This window comes from Vibrio coralliirubri (genome assembly GCF_024347375.1).
GTDB classification, from domain to species: domain Bacteria; phylum Pseudomonadota; class Gammaproteobacteria; order Enterobacterales; family Vibrionaceae; genus Vibrio; species Vibrio coralliirubri.
Map to the genome: position 1 here is coordinate 391,525 of NZ_AP025470.1, position 17,528 is coordinate 409,052.

The following is a 17,528-nucleotide window of genomic DNA, read 5'->3' on the forward strand; positions in this document are numbered from 1 at the left end:
TAGCGGCGCATTCTGCTTATAACGACTTGGCCATGACAACCTCACAAGCGTCGTGGCCTGTTTCTCCCCAAGCTGACTCAAGGTGCTCAAACCCAAGCTTCTCATAGAGTTTGACCGCAGCACCTAAGCATTCCGTCGTTTCTAAATACATGTGTTGATACCCAAATTGCTTGGCTTGCTTTAAGCTCAAAGCGACAATTCGCTTGGCTAGGCCATGCCCTCGAGTTTGCGGTAAGAAGTACATCTTTTGTAGCTCACACACATTGGGTTTACCTGCTAGAGGGGCGAAGCCACCGCCTCCGACGATCTTTCCGTTATGTTCGATAACCCAGTACATTGCATTCGCTTGGCTATAGACAGAATACATATCATCGAGTGTTGGGTCGGCCACGCCATAGCCTTTATCTTCTGTGAGCCCATGCTCAGCCGAAACTTGGCGAATGACTTCGGCTAATTGTTGGTTGTCTGACTCTGTGAGTGGGCGTAATACAAACTCATCCGCTTGGCATACTTTCATTAGCCCTTTTAAATAGCTTTCAAGTCCTTGCTTAAGCAGTTGTTGTTCGTTGTCATTGAGTGCCGAAAGTACTTTTTCAAAGAAGATGCTTTGCTGCTGGTCGAGTTGAGATAACGCATCAATACCTTGAGCAGTTAGGGCGACTAATTGGCTACGCTTGTCTACTGGATTCTCTAGGCTTTCAACTAAGCCAAGCTTGAGCAGCCCCGTGACAGTGCGGCTAGCATTCGATTTATCTACGTTGAGTTGCTGCGCCAATTGGTTGATGGTGATTGGCTGCAACTGGATTTCACCAAGAGTATGAGCCTGGACTGGAGTGAGGTCGACATCGCCACACTGCTTATCAAGCATGCCAAGTAAACGAACCGTTTGACGAGAATAGTCTCTTAATTGTTGAGAATTCATAACTACCTACCTTTGGATTAAGAAATAAAGTTGCGCACCGCAATTAATTTAATTGCGGTACGCAACTTTGTCAATGGTAAGCTGAATTTTGTTATTCGAAGCAGGTTACTTCAATCACTCAGTGAGCTTTAGATTAAGCGTGTTGATGCAAGCAAAACTGAGCTTTTACTGTTTGGCTTTCCGCTTTTCGTAACCAGACTTTCTCGTGGAAGTAGTAAGCAACGGTATTTAAAGTTGGCTCTAGCAAGGCCATCACACCACCGATGAAAGCATCTCCAGTCAACAAGTAGACAACGGTAAAGGCAACACTAAAGTGGATGGTAGCAAAGCTTGCTGTTTTTAATTTGGTCATCCACTGACGAGCTTTAAGCGCTGGAACTTGAGCCCACGCCTTTTCATGAAAATAGAAGGCAACAGTATTCACAGAGGGCTCAATCATAGCGATTAAGCTACCAATTAAGATGTCGCCTGTTAGTACGTAAGCGACACTAAATGCGATAGTAAAATGTAATGCAGCAAAGGTTAGTGTCTTTTTCATGATAATTACTCAATCGTTGTGTTGTTTCGATAGGTCTATTATTGAGAATTATTATCATTAAGTATAATGGGAAGTGGAGATTAATTTGATAGATGAAACCTATCAATCAGTGAGGCTAGAGTGAGAAGCATTGGAATCAGAGGTATAAAAAAGGCTGGCCACCAAGACCAACCTTTCTATTTAGAGCGAGAAGTTTGAAGCCTTCTCGTTCACTCGGTTTTAAAGCGCAGCGATTGTCGCTTTTTGCTCTTCAAGCTTAACAAGAGTTTCCTTGTAGCCATCAAGCTTTTCACGCTCTTTCGCGATAACTGCTTCTGGTGCTTTAGCAACGAAACCTTCGTTACCTAGCTTACCTTCGATACGCTTAATCTCGCCGTGAGTCTTAGCGACTTCTTTATCTAGACGAGCAAGCTCAGCATCTTTGTCGATAAGGCCTGCCATTGGGATCATTAGCTCAGATTTGCCAACCAGTTTAGTTGCACAAGCAGGAGTCTCTTCGCCGTCCGCTAGAACTTTAATATCGTCCAGTTTCGCTAGAGAGGTAAGAACAATCTTGTTTGCTTCGATACGAGCTGCATCTTTCTCATCAGCAACCTTGATCATTACTTCTAAGCCTTGGCTTGGTGCAATGTCGTATTCCGCACGTAGGTTACGGATAGCGGTGATGAAAGTCTTAACCCATTCGATGTCGTCAACGATCTCAGCATTGAAGTTAGCTTCATTAAACTGAGGAAGCGCTTGAGTCATGATCGTCTCGCCTTCAACGCCGTCTACTAGCGGCTTTACGCTCTGCCAGATAGATTCCGTGATGTAAGGAAGCACAGGGTGAGCAAGACGCAGAGTCTTCTCAAGAACCGTAATAAGCGTGTAACGAGTCGCTTGTTGTTGAGCTTCAGTACCTTTCCAAAGAACAGGTTTAGTTAGCTCTAAGTACCAGTCACAGAATTGGTTCCAGATGAATTCGTAAAGCGTGTTAGCTGCCATGTCTAGACGGTAGTTGTCTAGGTGAGCATTAAACTCTTTCGCTGCAACTTCAAACTGAGACTCAATCCACTTATCGGCTAGAGAGAATTCCATGTTTGCACGGTCTTCTACAGGCAGTGACATGCCACAGTCGTGCTCTTCTGTGTTCATTAGTACGTAACGGCTTGCGTTCCATAGCTTGTTACAGAAGTTACGGTAACCTTCAAGACGCTTCATGTCCCAGTTGATGTCACGGCCAGTTGAAGCCATAGCAGCAAGAGTGAAACGTAGCGCATCAGTACCGTAAGGTTCGATACCATTTTCGAAAGTCTTACGTGTTGCTTTTTCGATCTTAGCAGCCAGTTTAGGTTGCATCATGTTGCCACAACGCTTTTCTACTAGCTCTTCAAGGCCGATGCCGTCAATCATGTCGATTGGGTCAAGTACGTTACCTTTCGACTTAGACATCTTGTCGCCGTTTTCATCACGGATAAGACCCGTCATGTAAACAGTTTTGAAAGGTACTTGAGCCTTGCCATCTTCGTCTTTCACGAAGTGCATGGTCATCATGATCATACGAGCAACCCAGAAGAAGATAATATCAAAACCAGATACTAGAACTTCAGATGGGTGGAATGTTTTCAGTGCTTCAGTATCTTCAGGCCAGCCCTGTGTGCCGAACGTCCAAAGTGCAGAAGAGAACCAAGTGTCAAGTACGTCGTCGTCTTGCTTAAGCACAACAACAGGCGCTAGGTTGTTCTTTTCACGAACTTCTTCTTCAGTGCGACCTACGTAAACTTTACCATCGTTGTCGTACCATGCTGGGATACGGTGGCCCCACCAAAGTTGACGAGAGATACACCAGTCTTGCACGTCACGCATCCACGCGAAGTACATGTTTTCGTACTGCTTAGGTACGAATTGGATTTGACCATCTTCAACGGCTTTAACTGCAGGTTCTGCAAGCGGTGCTGTACGCACGTACCATTGGTCAGTCAGCATTGGTTCGATAACCACGCCACCACGGTCGCCGTAAGGGACAGTTAGGTCGTGATCTTTGATCTCTTCAAGAAGACCAAGTTCATCGAATTCAGCAACGATAGCTTTACGTGCAGCAAAACGCTCCATGCCTTGATACTTAGCAGGGATATCTGTTGAGTAAACATCGCTTTCTTCGCCGTTCGTTGTGAAGACTTCAGCAGCATCACGGATATCAGCGTTGAACGTTAGGATGTTGATCATCGGTAGGTTATTGCGCTTACCCACTTCGTAATCGTTAAAGTCATGAGCTGGAGTGATCTTCACACAACCCGTGCCTTTTTCCATGTCTGCGTGCTCATCGCCTACGATAGGGATAAGACGGTTTACAACAGGAAGTAGGATTTCTTTGCCGATAAGATCTTTGTAACGAGGATCTTCTGGGTTAACAGCAACACCAGTATCGCCAAGCATGGTTTCTGGACGAGTAGTCGCAACAACGATGTAGTCTTTACCATCAGCCGTTTTAACGCCGTTCGCTAACGGGTAGCGGAAGTGCCACATGAAACCTTTTTTGTCTTTGTTTTCAACTTCAAGATCCGAGATTGCAGTGTGCAGTTTAGGATCCCAGTTTACTAGACGCTTACCACGGTAGATTAGGTCTTCTTCGTATAGACGAACAAACACTTCTTGAGTCGCAGCCGATAGGCCGTCATCCATAGTGAATCGTTCACGATCCCAATCTACAGATGCACCAAGACGACGAAGTTGTTGAGTGATCGTGCCACCTGATTCGCCTTTCCATTCCCAGATCTTGTCGATGAAAGCTTCACGGCCGTAGTCGTGTTTTGTTTTGCCTTCTTCAGCAGCAATCTTACGCTCAACAACCATTTGAGTTGCGATACCAGCGTGGTCAGTACCCACTTGCCAAAGCGTGTTTTTGCCTTTCATACGTTGAGCACGGATAAGCGTATCCATGATCGTATCTTGGAACGCGTGACCCATGTGTAGGCTGCCAGTGACGTTCGGTGGCGGGATCATGATGCTGTAAGCTTCTTTTGATGTGTCACCGTGTGGCTTAAAGTAGCCTTTCTCTTCCCAAGTCTTATACAGAGCTTGTTCGATTGATGTTGGGTTGTATGTTTTTTCCATAGTGCTCTTAAACGGATACTGTGAATGGTTAATCGTGGTCAAACTTCATAAGTGAAGCTTCTTGAATCTAAATCCAAAGATAGCTTTAACTATGAGGTTTGACTATGGATGTTGAATCTCGATAGTTTGTAGCTGATATCCAGCCTGACGGTAAATTTTATACCTTTCTCGAGCGAGTTGCTTAGCTTTTTCTTCGCAAGGGACGAAGTCTATCACCTGAGCAAAGGCGTTCGCAAAGGTTGTATGATTATCGGCCAGATTAATTACTAGCTGACGATTCCAATTATGTTTTACGCCTTGATAGCCAATTTCGATGTTGGTTGAATACTTCGGGCCTTCGCCAACCAAGTTGTGCGCAATAAACTCACTGGGTTCGACTTGCCAGAAAACTTCAGCAATACGCTCGGCATGCTCTTTGTCATTACAGTTGAGATAAAGTTTAGCGCCTTGTTTTGCAAAGTGCTGAGCAAGAAACAGCACATAGTGAGCAAAACCATCTTCGCTGGCTTGCGGGCTGTCTGAAGGCACAATGTAAAATGTAGCAGTCTGCATACTTAATACTCGAACTGAAAATCGTGGATATCAATGTTACTTGGTTAACAGGGTCTAACAAATAGCGCTTATTAAAAAAGGGCCCGTAGGCCCTTTTTATTATTTTGAAGATTGCTCTTCAGTCTCTTGGCCGCTGCGGTTCAATAAGAATTGGACTAGCATTGAGACAGGACGACCTGTCGAGCCTTTCGCTGCGCCTGACTTCCAAGCTGTACCAGCACTGTCGATGTGTGCCCAGTGGTACTTCTTAGTGAATTTAGACAGGAAGCAACCAGCAGTAATTGTGCCGCCAGGACGGCCACCGATGTTCGCCATATCAGCGAATGGGCTGTTTAGCTGCTCATGGTACTCGTCTGCCATTGGTAGACGCCATGCACGGTCACTTGCTTGCTCAGAAGCATTAACAAGTTCGTGAGAAAGTGGGTTGTGGTTCGATAGAACGCCACTGATGTGATGACCTAAAGCGATAACACATGCGCCAGTTAGCGTAGCAACATCGACAACACAGTCAGGTTCAAAACGCTCAACGTAAGTTAGAGCATCACATAGAACCAAGCGACCTTCAGCATCAGTGTTGAGTACTTCAACCGTTTGGCCTGACATTGTCGTTAGGATATCACCGGGACGGTAAGCATTGCTGCCTGGCATGTTTTCACAACCTGCTAGGATACCAACCACGTTAATTGGCAGGTTCAGCTTAGCCAGTGCTTTCATTGTACCGAATACAGACGCCGCACCACACATGTCGTACTTCATCTCATCCATGCCTTCACCAGGCTTAAGCGAGATACCGCCTGAATCGAAAGTCAGACCTTTACCTACTAATACAATCGGCTTCGCATCTGGATCCGGAGCGCCTTTGTATTCCATAATAGACATCATAGATTCATTTTTAGAGCCACGGCCAACTGCTAGGTATGATGTCATACCCAGTTTTTCCATCTCTTCTTCGCCAATGATCTTAGTCTTCACTGTCTCGTAATCGTCGGCTAAACGACGAGCTTGAGAAGCAAGGTAAGCAGGGTTTGCGATGTTTGGTGGCATGTTGCCTAGATCTTTAGACGCTTTTACACCTGAAGCAATAGCAAGGCCATGAGAGATTGCTTTCTCACCCAGGCTCAATTCGCGACGTGTTGGTACGTTGAATACCAATTTACGTAGTGGGCGACGAGTCTCTGGTTTGTTGCTCTTGAATTGGTCAAATGTGTAAAGACCATCTTTGGTCGCTTCTACTGCTTGGCGAACTTTCCAATAAGTGTCGCGACCTTTAACGTGAAGTTCTGTAAGGAAACACACTGCTTCCATAGAACCTGTTTCGTTTAGTGTGCTGATGGTTTTTTGGATAATTTCTTTGTATTGACGCTCGCCTAGCTCACGTTCTTTACCACAGCCTACCAGTAGAACACGTTCTGAAAGTACACCAGGTACTTGATGCAGTAGTAGCATCTGGCCAGGTTTACCCTCTAGATCACCGCGACGAAGCAGTGAACTAATGTAGCCATCGCTAATCTTATCTAATTGCTCGGCTACTGGAGAAAGGCGGCGCGGTTCGAATACACCGACAACGATACATGCGCTGCGCTGTTTCTCTGGGCTGCCACTTTTTACACTGAACTCCATGCGTACTCCTACATCCTGAAGACAAATCGAACTAAATGTTAGATAATGGGTTCTTACTTGTTGGATCCTATAATGGAACTAACCTTAAAGAAGAACGCTAACACTTAGCTAAAAATTTAAAAAAATAAAAGGTTCAACGGGAAATTATAGTGATTCAATCAAAAAAACAAGTTTTGTATAGGTAATTTGAGCGTGATTATTGTTAGATATTTGATCCGCGAGACAATCAAGAGCCAATTTGCGATCTTTTTTGTTCTCTTTCTCGTGTTTCTCAGCCAAAAATTCATCAGTGTTTTAGCGGACGCCTCTGATGGTGATATCCCTGCGAGTCTTATATTGTCGATTGTTGGCTTAAATATGCCAGCGATGGGCCTATTGATGCTTCCACTCAGTATCTATATTGGTATTTTGCTTACTTTTGGCCGCCTTTACGCTGAAAGTGAAATAGTGGTCATGAACGCCACCGGTATCGGTAATAAATTCCTGATCCAATCTGCGCTTTACCTCGCTTTGATTACGGCATCTGTTGCAGCCTTTAACTCATTTTGGTTATCTCCTTGGTCACAAGACAAAGTTGAACAAATGTATGAAGAAGTAGCCGCAGAGAACAGCGTTGATTTGCTACCAAAAGGTAAGTTTGAAGGTACGCCGGATGGTTCTTCTGTCGTGTTTATCGATGATATCGACGGTAATAAGTTAGAAAATGTGTTCGTTGCTCAAATGCGTCCGCGTGATTCTGTACTGCCAAGTGTGATGTTTTCCAAGTCGGGCGATGTAAAAGAGCTCAGTGATGGTCGCCAAGTGATCGTAATGTACGATGGTACTCGTCATGAAGGCATTCCGACTCGTCTTGACTACAGGGTGACGCACTTTGAAGAATACGAAGGCCTGATTGGTCAGCGTGAAGTTGAGAAGAAAGGTCGAGACTGGGAAGCGATCCCTACACTTGAACTGATTGGTAACTCAAACAATAGTGCGAAAGCAGAGTTGCAGTGGCGTATTTCTTTGGTACTTTGTATTCCATTGTTGACCATGCTTGTCGTGCCACTGTCTGCGGTAAACCCCCGACAAGGTCGTTTTGCGAAAATCGGCCCAGCAATACTGATTTATCTCACTTATTTCTTAGCAATCAGTGCAACCAAGTCTTCAATCGAAGAGGGGAGCATTCCTGCGGTAATCGGCATGTGGCCAATCAATGCGTTATTGTTATTTGTCGCGATTGGTGCAAACTTTATGGATAGCGTGCCAGTAAGGCGTTTGAAAGAAAAACTCAAGAATAAGAGGTTGGCTTAAGCCGTGTTTAAGATTCTCGATTTATATATAGGCAGAACCATCATCGCAACGACGTCACTGGTATTGGTGACGTTTGTTGGTCTCTCTGGGATCATTAAATATGTAGAGCAGCTGAGAAAAGTTGGCCGTGGTACATACGATCTATTACAAGCGCTGTACTTTGTTTTACTGAGTATCCCTCGTGATATCGAAATGTTCTTTCCAATGGCAGCATTGCTTGGCGCGTTGATTGGACTTGGTATGCTTGCTGCAAGTTCCGAACTTGTCGTTATGCAGGCAGCTGGTTTTTCTAAGTTGGATATCGGCCTATCGGTACTTAAAACGGCTATTCCACTGATGATCGTGGTGACATTGCTTGGTCAGTGGGGTGCACCGCAAGCGCAGAAAATGGCTCGTGATTTAAGAACCATCTCGATTGCTGGTGGTAATATTATTTCGACGCAAAGTGGTGTTTGGGCTCGTGATGCCAATGACTTCATTTTTATTGTCAAAATCGATGACCAGAAGCTATATGGCATGAATATGTGGCGCTTTGATGAAAACAAGGCACTGAAAACCGCTATTTATTCTGACGAAGTTGATTACGTTGGAGACAACGTGTGGACGATGAAGGATGTAGAGATCACGTCTTTTGAAAATGAGCTTCAAATTACCAAAGAAAGCCTACCGACTTACTCTTGGGAAACTTCATTAGCTCCAGACAAGTTGGCGATAGTAACGGTTAAACCAGAAGAGCTGTCGTTAAGTGGGTTGTATGATTATGTTTCTTATCTGAAGGCGTCAGAGCAAGATGCATCACGTTATGAATTGGCGCTGTGGAGAAAGATAACCCAGCCAATTTCTATCGCAGTTATGATGTTGATGGCACTGTCGTTTATCTTTGGTCCTTTGCGTAGTGTGACCATGGGTGCGAGGATTTTGTCAGGTGTTATTGCTGGCTTTACCTTCTATATATCCAGTGAGTTCTTTGGCCCGGTGAGTTTGGTTTATCAAATACCGCCTGCCTTTGGCGCAATAGCCCCGAGCGTGGTGTTCCTTGGAATTGCCATCATGCTCTTGAGGCGGAAACTGTAAATAGAAAAAAGGAAGGCATAACGCCTTCCTTTTTTGATCTTGATTGGAGCTAATTTAAATCACGCTATCGTACTTGTGGTAACACAACGACTTCGGTCTTTGCCCAGATATCGTGAAAGCCACGTTTTTCAGGATCGAATGGAACACATAGGTTTGCTAGTCCAAAACCTGAAGTACCTAAACGAATCAGCGCCTGAGTTATTGTGATAGCCGAGCCATCTTTGTTTTGAACGCGCAGCTTCCAAGCTCTCATACCGAGAGTTTGACCAGCTCTAGTCCAGAAGAACACGAAGAAATATACCCAAACGGCCACTAAGTAAAAGGTATATGCAGGGCTCCAAACCGGATGGTTGGTTAAGAAGTCACTAACATCGGCATATCCGCTGTGGTTAAAAATGCCGAGAGCCATGAGTGCGTGCAGTAGAGCGACAATGACGCCAGCCGCCAACATTTCAATAGCGATTACGATCAGAGCGTCGTAGAACAAGGCACCAAATCGGCGCATGACTCCTGCTGGTGGCAGAGTGTTTGTTGATGTCATGTGTTATTACTTCTTTAAAAATTGAGGCGTCAGAATATAGTTTAAGGCTTAGCCTGAAAAGAGACATGACGCACAGCTTATGACTTAGTGGCGAAATTATCGGCAAACACACATGAATTCAAGTTTTTATACTTGCCACATCAGTTCGCATACGTATAATGCCAAACATCGAAAGGGCAATGCCCCAAGATAATGCCGGTATGGTGAAATTGGTATACACGACGGATTCAAAATCCGTTGCCTTCGGGCGTGGCGGTTCAAGTCCGCCTACCGGTACCATATTTAAATGACAAAGCCTCGACGAAAGTCGGGGCTTTGTTGTATCTGGGATATAGGAAGCGTTGCCTTCGCGGTGGCGGCAGGGCAGGAAAGCTTCTTAATCAGACAGATCATGATGTTTCATTCCTAAATCCCATAGTTTCCCTTCGCTATTCGATCTGATAATGAATTAATTATCTTAAATCATGATGTTACCTGTCATTCTCTCTTCTATTGTCTATGTTTAAAGGACTAACAGAGGAGAGAAATATGCTGACAGTAACCCCTTACTTATTTTTTGATGGTCGTTGTAGTGAAGCACTGGATTTTTATCATAAGTGTTTTGGTGGTGTGGTTTTATCTAAGCAACTTTTTAGTGATGCACCACAGGTAATAGAGGGAGCTCAACCTGATTGGGTTATGCATGCTGAGTTCGAAGCGTTTGGTATGAAGCTGATGATGTCTGATGGTGTTAAGGCAAAAGAACTCGAAGGCAACAATCTCGCTCTTTCTCTTGTAACTGAAGATATCGCGACTCAAGAACAAATTTTTGAAAAGCTTAAGAAGGGAGGGCGGATAATGACTCCACTCGCAGATACGTTTTGGGGGGCTCGATTTGGCAAAGTAGAAGATAAATTCGGAATACGCTGGATGGTGCACTGCGACTCTTTAAGTTGAACCTGTGAAATTGGATAGTGAAATTGCTGCTTGGTTTTATTAGAATTATAAATAGAGATTAATCATCAATATTATATATAAAAATGGGCAGCATAAAGATTACCGTAGATCGCATTCAGCCCGGTCTGCATATACGACTCCCCGTAAAATGGAATGAACACCCATTTTTATTCAACAGCTTTAAAATCAAAGATGACGCTCAAGTAAAAGTAATTCGACATCTTGGTATTAAGCACGTCTATATAAACCTGAGTCAGAGCGATACCTCACCTTTACCTGTTAATCACGTAGGTGAACAAGAAATCGATATTGATTCACAGGTAAGCCTTGAAACGGAAAGAATGTGGAAAGATAAGCATGAGCGTATCGAAACCCTTAGCTCTTACCGCCGCAGGGTGAGTCATTGTGAGAGAGAGTTTGAACGCTCGCTTGCTCGAATGCGCTCTGTGATGACCAAGATCCGTAACAGACCTTTAGATGCGGTGGGGGAGGTTAAGGCTCTTGTTGATGATATTGTCGAAACCCTAGTGAGCGATGATAACGTCACCTTACATCTTATGAATGCTAAAGCGGATTTTGAAGACCTCTATTTTCATACACTGAACGTTTCGGTTGTTGCATTGATGATAGGTAAAGCTAAAGGCTACGATAGGCAGCAATTGAAAGCTCTCTCTTTCGCAGCAATGTTCCATGATATAGGCAAGATCAAAATACCAGCTGCGATATTAAGAAAGCAGAGTGCACTAACGGTGCCAGAAGAGAACTACCTGAAGCTTCATACTAAATACGGTGCGGATATTGTATCGGCAATTGATGGCTTTCCTGAAAGTGCTAAAAAGGTGATCGCTCAACATCATGAGATGAATGATGGTTCTGGTTACCCCGAGGGCTTAAAAGAACATGAGATTGATGAGTTTGCCAAGATAGTCGCCGTGGCTAATGCGTTTGATAACCTTTGCCATGGTAAAACGCAATCTCAACAAATGATCCCATATTTGGCACTGTCCCACTTATATAAGAGCTGCAAGCATCTATATAGCCAAGATAACTTGGGGCTGTTGGTTAAGTTCATGGGAGTCTACCCACCAGGAACCGTAGTACAGCTTTCAAATGACTCGATTGGGATTGTGATATCTGTTAACGCTAAACATATGCTTTATCCAAATGTACTTATCTATGATCCTAGCGTGCCAAGAACCCAAGCCCCGATCATTGACCTCTTTATTAAAGAGATCAAAATCGTAAATGCCGTTCATCCAAGCAAATTACCTGAACAAGTTCGAGAGTATCTAAACCCTAGGGCTCGTTTATCTTACTTTTTTGATAGTGGAGAGTAGTTATCCACAGGGTGTTGTGAGTAATTTGTTCGCAAGTTGGGCTTAAAGTGGTACAAATAAGCCCTTGGTTGAAATGTCTTCGTTTAACCTCTTTTTTCAATAAAAAATGCATTTAATGCTTGCCAATATGAGCGGCGTCTCTATAATGCCGCCTCACTGACACGGCAGACGCCACAAGGCTTCAGCGAAGAATGTTAGTAAAGGCAACTAGCTTTGAGTGATAATTCACTCCTACTTTTAGAAAGTAGAAATTAATTCTAAATAAGTGTTTGACACTGAGAATTAAGTCGCTAGAATGGCCGCCTCTTACGAAGTGACGCAAGTCACAACGAAGAGAAGCTCTTTAACAATTTAAACCTATCAATCTGTGTGGGCACTCGTTGATGAATATCAAAACGTTTTATCGTTAGATAAAACAGATTCTTCGGAATCAAACTTGATTTCAATGAACTGAGTGACCAATCAAGTCTTAGGACTTGGCACAGTCAATTCATTATCTTTCTGTTGGAAAGATAATAGCTTTAGAATTACATGTTTCTGTTCTTTTTCGAAAGAGCGGTAAATATTAGTTTTGAAGTCAGTATTCGTTGAGTCACAAAATCTTAAATTGAAGAGTTTGATCATGGCTCAGATTGAACGCTGGCGGCAGGCCTAACACATGCAAGTCGAGCGGAAACGACACTAACAATCCTTCGGGTGCGTTAATGGGCGTCGAGCGGCGGACGGGTGAGTAATGCCTAGGAAATTGCCTTGATGTGGGGGATAACCATTGGAAACGATGGCTAATACCGCATAATGCCTACGGGCCAAAGAGGGGGACCTTCGGGCCTCTCGCGTCAAGATATGCCTAGGTGGGATTAGCTAGTTGGTGAGGTAATGGCTCACCAAGGCGACGATCCCTAGCTGGTCTGAGAGGATGATCAGCCACACTGGAACTGAGACACGGTCCAGACTCCTACGGGAGGCAGCAGTGGGGAATATTGCACAATGGGCGAAAGCCTGATGCAGCCATGCCGCGTGTATGAAGAAGGCCTTCGGGTTGTAAAGTACTTTCAGTTGTGAGGAAGGGGGTAGCGTTAATAGCGCTGTCTCTTGACGTTAGCAACAGAAGAAGCACCGGCTAACTCCGTGCCAGCAGCCGCGGTAATACGGAGGGTGCGAGCGTTAATCGGAATTACTGGGCGTAAAGCGCATGCAGGTGGTTCATTAAGTCAGATGTGAAAGCCCGGGGCTCAACCTCGGAACTGCATTTGAAACTGGTGAACTAGAGTACTGTAGAGGGGGGTAGAATTTCAGGTGTAGCGGTGAAATGCGTAGAGATCTGAAGGAATACCAGTGGCGAAGGCGGCCCCCTGGACAGATACTGACACTCAGATGCGAAAGCGTGGGGAGCAAACAGGATTAGATACCCTGGTAGTCCACGCCGTAAACGATGTCTACTTGGAGGTTGTGGCCTTGAGCCGTGGCTTTCGGAGCTAACGCGTTAAGTAGACCGCCTGGGGAGTACGGTCGCAAGATTAAAACTCAAATGAATTGACGGGGGCCCGCACAAGCGGTGGAGCATGTGGTTTAATTCGATGCAACGCGAAGAACCTTACCTACTCTTGACATCCAGAGAAGCCAGTGGAGACACAGGTGTGCCTTCGGGAGCTCTGAGACAGGTGCTGCATGGCTGTCGTCAGCTCGTGTTGTGAAATGTTGGGTTAAGTCCCGCAACGAGCGCAACCCTTATCCTTGTTTGCCAGCGAGTAATGTCGGGAACTCCAGGGAGACTGCCGGTGATAAACCGGAGGAAGGTGGGGACGACGTCAAGTCATCATGGCCCTTACGAGTAGGGCTACACACGTGCTACAATGGCGCATACAGAGGGCAGCAAGCTAGCGATAGTGAGCGAATCCCAAAAAGTGCGTCGTAGTCCGGATTGGAGTCTGCAACTCGACTCCATGAAGTCGGAATCGCTAGTAATCGTGAATCAGAATGTCACGGTGAATACGTTCCCGGGCCTTGTACACACCGCCCGTCACACCATGGGAGTGGGCTGCAAAAGAAGTGGGTAGTTTAACCTTTCGGGGAGGACGCTCACCACTTTGTGGTTCATGACTGGGGTGAAGTCGTAACAAGGTAGCCCTAGGGGAACCTGGGGCTGGATCACCTCCTTATACGAAGATATGCACGATGAGTACCCACACAGATTGATATGTTTAAACAGTTAAGAGTAACCTATGTCCCGTTCGTCTAGAGGCCTAGGACACCGCCCTTTCACGGCGGTAACAGGGGTTCGACTCCCCTACGGGATACCATCTTTAAGCGCATTTATTTAAGTGTTTTTAAAAATGGTTCATTTTATTGAATCAAGCTCTTTAACAATTTGGAAAGCTGACTGATTGATTACTTACGAGTAATTCAATCAAATTTAAAAGTTCTCAATGTTTATCTGCTCTTAGTTAATAAGAACGGTATAAACACAACAAACACATTCAAGTGTCTTGTATTCGATTCAAACTTGTTTGAATCACAATTGAGTCCGGCAAACAGTCATTGAGAATTAACCCATTCTTAATGACAACCAAAAACCTTGGTTAGTTGCCATACACTAAGACCCTTTCGGGTTGTATGGTTAAGTGACTAAGCGTACACGGTGGATGCCTTGGCAGTCAGAGGCGATGAAAGGCGTAATAACTTGCGATAAGCCCAGATTAGGTAGTAATAACCTTTTGAGTCTGGGATTCCTGAATGGGGAAACCCACTTACATAAGTAAGTATCCTGTTGTGAATACATAGCAACAGGAGGCAAACCGGGGGAACTGAAACATCTAAGTACCCCGAGGAAGAGAAATCAACCGAGATTCCGAAAGTAGCGGCGAGCGAAATTGGATTAGCCCTTAAGCTTTTAATGAGACAGATGAAGGCTCTGGAAAGTGCCGCAATAAAGGGTGATAGCCCCGTAATCGACATCTCATCATCAGTGAAAACGAGTAGGGCGGGACACGTGATATCCTGTCTGAATATGGGGGGACCATCCTCCAAGGCTAAATACTACTGACTGACCGATAGTGAACCAGTACCGTGAGGGAAAGGCGAAAAGAACCCCTGTGAGGGGAGTGAAATAGAACCTGAAACCGTGTACGTACAAGCAGTAGGAGCACCTTCGTGGTGTGACTGCGTACCTTTTGTATAATGGGTCAGCGACTTAATTTTAGTAGCAAGGTTAACCGTTTAGGGGAGCCGTAGGGAAACCGAGTCTTAACTGGGCGTACAGTTGCTAGGATTAGACCCGAAACCAGGTGATCTAGCCATGGGCAGGTTGAAGGTTGAGTAACATCAACTGGAGGACCGAACCGACTAATGTTGAAAAATTAGCGGATGACTTGTGGCTAGGGGTGAAAGGCCAATCAAACCTGGAGATAGCTGGTTCTCCCCGAAAGCTATTTAGGTAGCGCCTCGGACGAATACTACTGGGGGTAGAGCACTGTTAAGGCTAGGGGGTCATCCCGACTTACCAACCCTTTGCAAACTCCGAATACCAGTAAGTACTATCCGGGAGACACACGGCGGGTGCTAACGTCCGTCGTGGAGAGGGAAACAACCCAGACCGCCAGCTAAGGTCCCAAAGTATAGCTAAGTGGGAAACGATGTGGGAAGGCTCAGACAGCCAGGATGTTGGCTTAGAAGCAGCCATCATTTAAAGAAAGCGTAATAGCTCACTGGTCGAGTCGGCCTGCGCGGAAGATGTAACGGGGCTAAGCTATACACCGAAGCTGCGGCTACGTACCTTAGGGTATGTGGGGTAGGGGAGCGTTCTGTAAGCCGTTGAAGGTGGTCTGTAAGGGCTGCTGGAGGTATCAGAAGTGCGAATGCTGACATGAGTAACGATAAAGGGAGTGAAAAACTCCCTCGCCGGAAGACCAAGGGTTCCTGTCCAACGTTAATCGGGGCAGGGTAAGTCGACTCCTAAGGCGAGGCCGAAAGGCGTAGTCGATGGGAAACAGGTTAATATTCCTGTACTTCTTACAATTGCGATGGGGGGACGGAGAAGGCTAGGTGGGCCTGGCGACGGTTGTCCAGGTTCAAGTACGTAGGCGGGTGGTTTAGGTAAATCCGGACCGCTACTAACGCTGAGATACGATGTCGAGCTACTACGGTAGTGAAGTCATTGATGCCATGCTTCCAGGAAAAGCCTCTAAGCTTCAGATTGTAAGGAATCGTACCCCAAACCGACACAGGTGGTCGGGTAGAGAATACCAAGGCGCTTGAGAGAACTCGGGTGAAGGAACTAGGCAAAATGGTACCGTAACTTCGGGAGAAGGTACGCTCTTATCAGTGAAGTCCCTTGCGGATGGAGCAGACGAGAGTCGCAGATACCAGGTGGCTGCAACTGTTTATTAAAAACACAGCACTGTGCAAAATCGTAAGATGACGTATACGGTGTGACGCCTGCCCGGTGCCGGAAGGTTAATTGATGGGGTTAGACTTCGGTCGAAGCTCTTGATCGAAGCCCCGGTAAACGGCGGCCGTAACTATAACGGTCCTAAGGTAGCGAAATTCCTTGTCGGGTAAGTTCCGACCTGCACGAATGGCGTAATGATGGCCACGCTGTCTCCACCCGAGACTCAGTGAAATTGAAATCGCTGTGAAGATGCAGTGTACCCGCGGCTAGACGGAAAGACCCCGTGAACCTTTACTACAGCTTGGCACTGAACATTGAACCTACATGTGTAGGATAGGTGGGAGACTATGAAACCGCGTCGCTAGATGTGGTGGAGTCGTCCTTGAAATACCACCCTTGTAGTTTTGATGTTCTAACGTTGGTCCCTGAATCGGGATTACGGACAGTGCCTGGTGGGTAGTTTGACTGGGGCGGTCTCCTCCCAAAGAGTAACGGAGGAGCACGAAGGTGGGCTAAACACGGTTGGACATCGTGTGGTTAGTGCAATGGCATAAGCCCGCTTGACTGCGAGAATGACAATTCGAGCAGGTGCGAAAGCAGGTCATAGTGATCCGGTGGTTCTGAATGGAAGGGCCATCGCTCAACGGATAAAAGGTACTCCGGGGATAACAGGCTGATACCGCCCAAGAGTTCATATCGACGGCGGTGTTTGGCACCTCGATGTCGGCTCATCACATCCTGGGGCTGAAGTCGGTCCCAAGGGTATGGCTGTTCGCCATTTAAAGTGGTACGCGAGCTGGGTTTAGAACGTCGTGAGACAGTTCGGTCCCTATCTGCCGTGGGCGTTGGAAAATTGAAAGGGGCTGCTCCTAGTACGAGAGGACCGGAGTGGACGAACCTCTGGTGTTCGGGTTGTCATGCCAATGGCATTGCCCGGTAGCTAAGTTCGGAATCGATAACCGCTGAAAGCATCTAAGCGGGAAGCGAGCCTTGAGATGAGTTTTCCCTGGCGCTATAAGCGTCCTAAAGGGTTGTCGTAGACTACGACGTTGATAGGCAGGGTGTGTAAGTGCTGCGAGGCATTGAGCTAACCTGTACTAATTGCCCGTGAGGCTTAACCATACAACACCCAAGGGGTTTTGTGGACTCAAAGAAATACCAAACGCTTGAATGAGTTTGAAGAGATAGACTTTTAAATACAGTTTTCCAGATTATTTTGCCTTCAGTTTTTTAAA

At 45.7% G+C, this 17,528-nt stretch carries 10 protein-coding genes, 2 tRNA genes and 2 rRNA genes; 8 read left to right on the forward strand and 6 right to left on the reverse strand.

Translation table 11 applies throughout. From position 1 onward, the window contains the following. Positions 1 to 16: 16 nt before the first annotated feature. The 5 genes from OCV20_RS01905 to pepA form a co-directional block, all read right to left on the reverse strand. Positions 17 to 922: a bifunctional helix-turn-helix transcriptional regulator/GNAT family N-acetyltransferase gene (locus OCV20_RS01905; RefSeq protein ID WP_086775221.1), complete on the reverse strand. Its 906-nt coding sequence runs from the start codon at positions 920 to 922 to the stop codon at positions 17 to 19. A 133-nt stretch (positions 923 to 1,055) separates the two neighbouring features. After that, positions 1,056 to 1,460: a DUF2061 domain-containing protein gene (locus tag OCV20_RS01910; RefSeq protein WP_050652143.1), complete on the reverse strand. Its 405-nt coding sequence runs from the start codon at positions 1,458 to 1,460 to the stop codon at positions 1,056 to 1,058. Positions 1,461 to 1,679: 219 nt separating this feature from the next. Further along, positions 1,680 to 4,553: a valine--tRNA ligase gene (locus OCV20_RS01915; protein WP_086775220.1), complete on the reverse strand. Its 2,874-nt coding sequence runs from the start codon at positions 4,551 to 4,553 to the stop codon at positions 1,680 to 1,682. A gap of 102 nt (positions 4,554 to 4,655) precedes the next feature. Further along, positions 4,656 to 5,105 (reverse strand): DNA polymerase III subunit chi, encoded by a 450-nt coding sequence (locus OCV20_RS01920; protein WP_017071288.1) that lies wholly within the window; start codon positions 5,103 to 5,105, stop codon positions 4,656 to 4,658. A gap of 99 nt (positions 5,106 to 5,204) precedes the next feature. Beyond that, a complete protein-coding gene (gene pepA, locus OCV20_RS01925; protein ID WP_017058936.1) occupies positions 5,205 to 6,725 on the reverse strand; it encodes a leucyl aminopeptidase in 1,521 nt (506 codons plus the stop codon). Positions 6,726 to 6,917: 192 nt separating this feature from the next. Between pepA and lptF the strand changes: the two genes are divergently transcribed. Together lptF and lptG are read left to right on the forward strand one after the other, a co-directional pair. Next, positions 6,918 to 8,018, forward strand: a complete 1,101-nt coding sequence (gene lptF / locus OCV20_RS01930; RefSeq protein ID WP_086775219.1) for an LPS export ABC transporter permease LptF — start codon at positions 6,918 to 6,920, stop codon at positions 8,016 to 8,018. 3 nt (positions 8,019 to 8,021) lie between these two features. Continuing rightward, a complete protein-coding gene (gene lptG, locus OCV20_RS01935; RefSeq protein ID WP_017058938.1) occupies positions 8,022 to 9,092 on the forward strand; it encodes an LPS export ABC transporter permease LptG in 1,071 nt (356 codons plus the stop codon). 64 nt (positions 9,093 to 9,156) lie between these two features. On the opposite strand, the gene OCV20_RS01940 is transcribed toward lptG, so the two are convergent. Next, on the reverse strand, positions 9,157 to 9,633 hold the full coding sequence (locus tag OCV20_RS01940) for an RDD family protein (RefSeq protein ID WP_086775218.1): 477 nt from the start codon (positions 9,631 to 9,633) through the stop codon (positions 9,157 to 9,159). A gap of 194 nt (positions 9,634 to 9,827) precedes the next feature. Between OCV20_RS01940 and OCV20_RS01945 the strand changes: the two genes are divergently transcribed. From OCV20_RS01945 to OCV20_RS01970, 6 genes are all read left to right on the forward strand, one after another. Then, positions 9,828 to 9,912: transfer RNA gene (locus OCV20_RS01945), tRNA-Leu, on the forward strand. Positions 9,913 to 10,161: 249 nt separating this feature from the next. Next, positions 10,162 to 10,569, forward strand: coding sequence for a VOC family protein (locus OCV20_RS01950; RefSeq protein ID WP_048612616.1), 408 nt, complete (start codon positions 10,162 to 10,164; stop codon positions 10,567 to 10,569). 83 nt (positions 10,570 to 10,652) lie between these two features. Further along, on the forward strand, positions 10,653 to 11,906 hold the full coding sequence (locus OCV20_RS01955) for a cyclic di-GMP phosphodiesterase (RefSeq protein ID WP_086775217.1): 1,254 nt from the start codon (positions 10,653 to 10,655) through the stop codon (positions 11,904 to 11,906). A gap of 604 nt (positions 11,907 to 12,510) precedes the next feature. After that, a 16S ribosomal RNA gene (locus OCV20_RS01960) occupies positions 12,511 to 14,065 on the forward strand. A gap of 65 nt (positions 14,066 to 14,130) precedes the next feature. Then, positions 14,131 to 14,206 (forward strand) — tRNA-Glu (locus OCV20_RS01965). A gap of 315 nt (positions 14,207 to 14,521) precedes the next feature. Then, positions 14,522 to 17,415: ribosomal RNA gene (locus tag OCV20_RS01970) — 23S ribosomal RNA — on the forward strand. The 16S and 23S rRNA genes sit together here with 1 tRNA gene alongside, the layout of an rRNA operon. Positions 17,416 to 17,528: the final 113 nt, after the last annotated feature.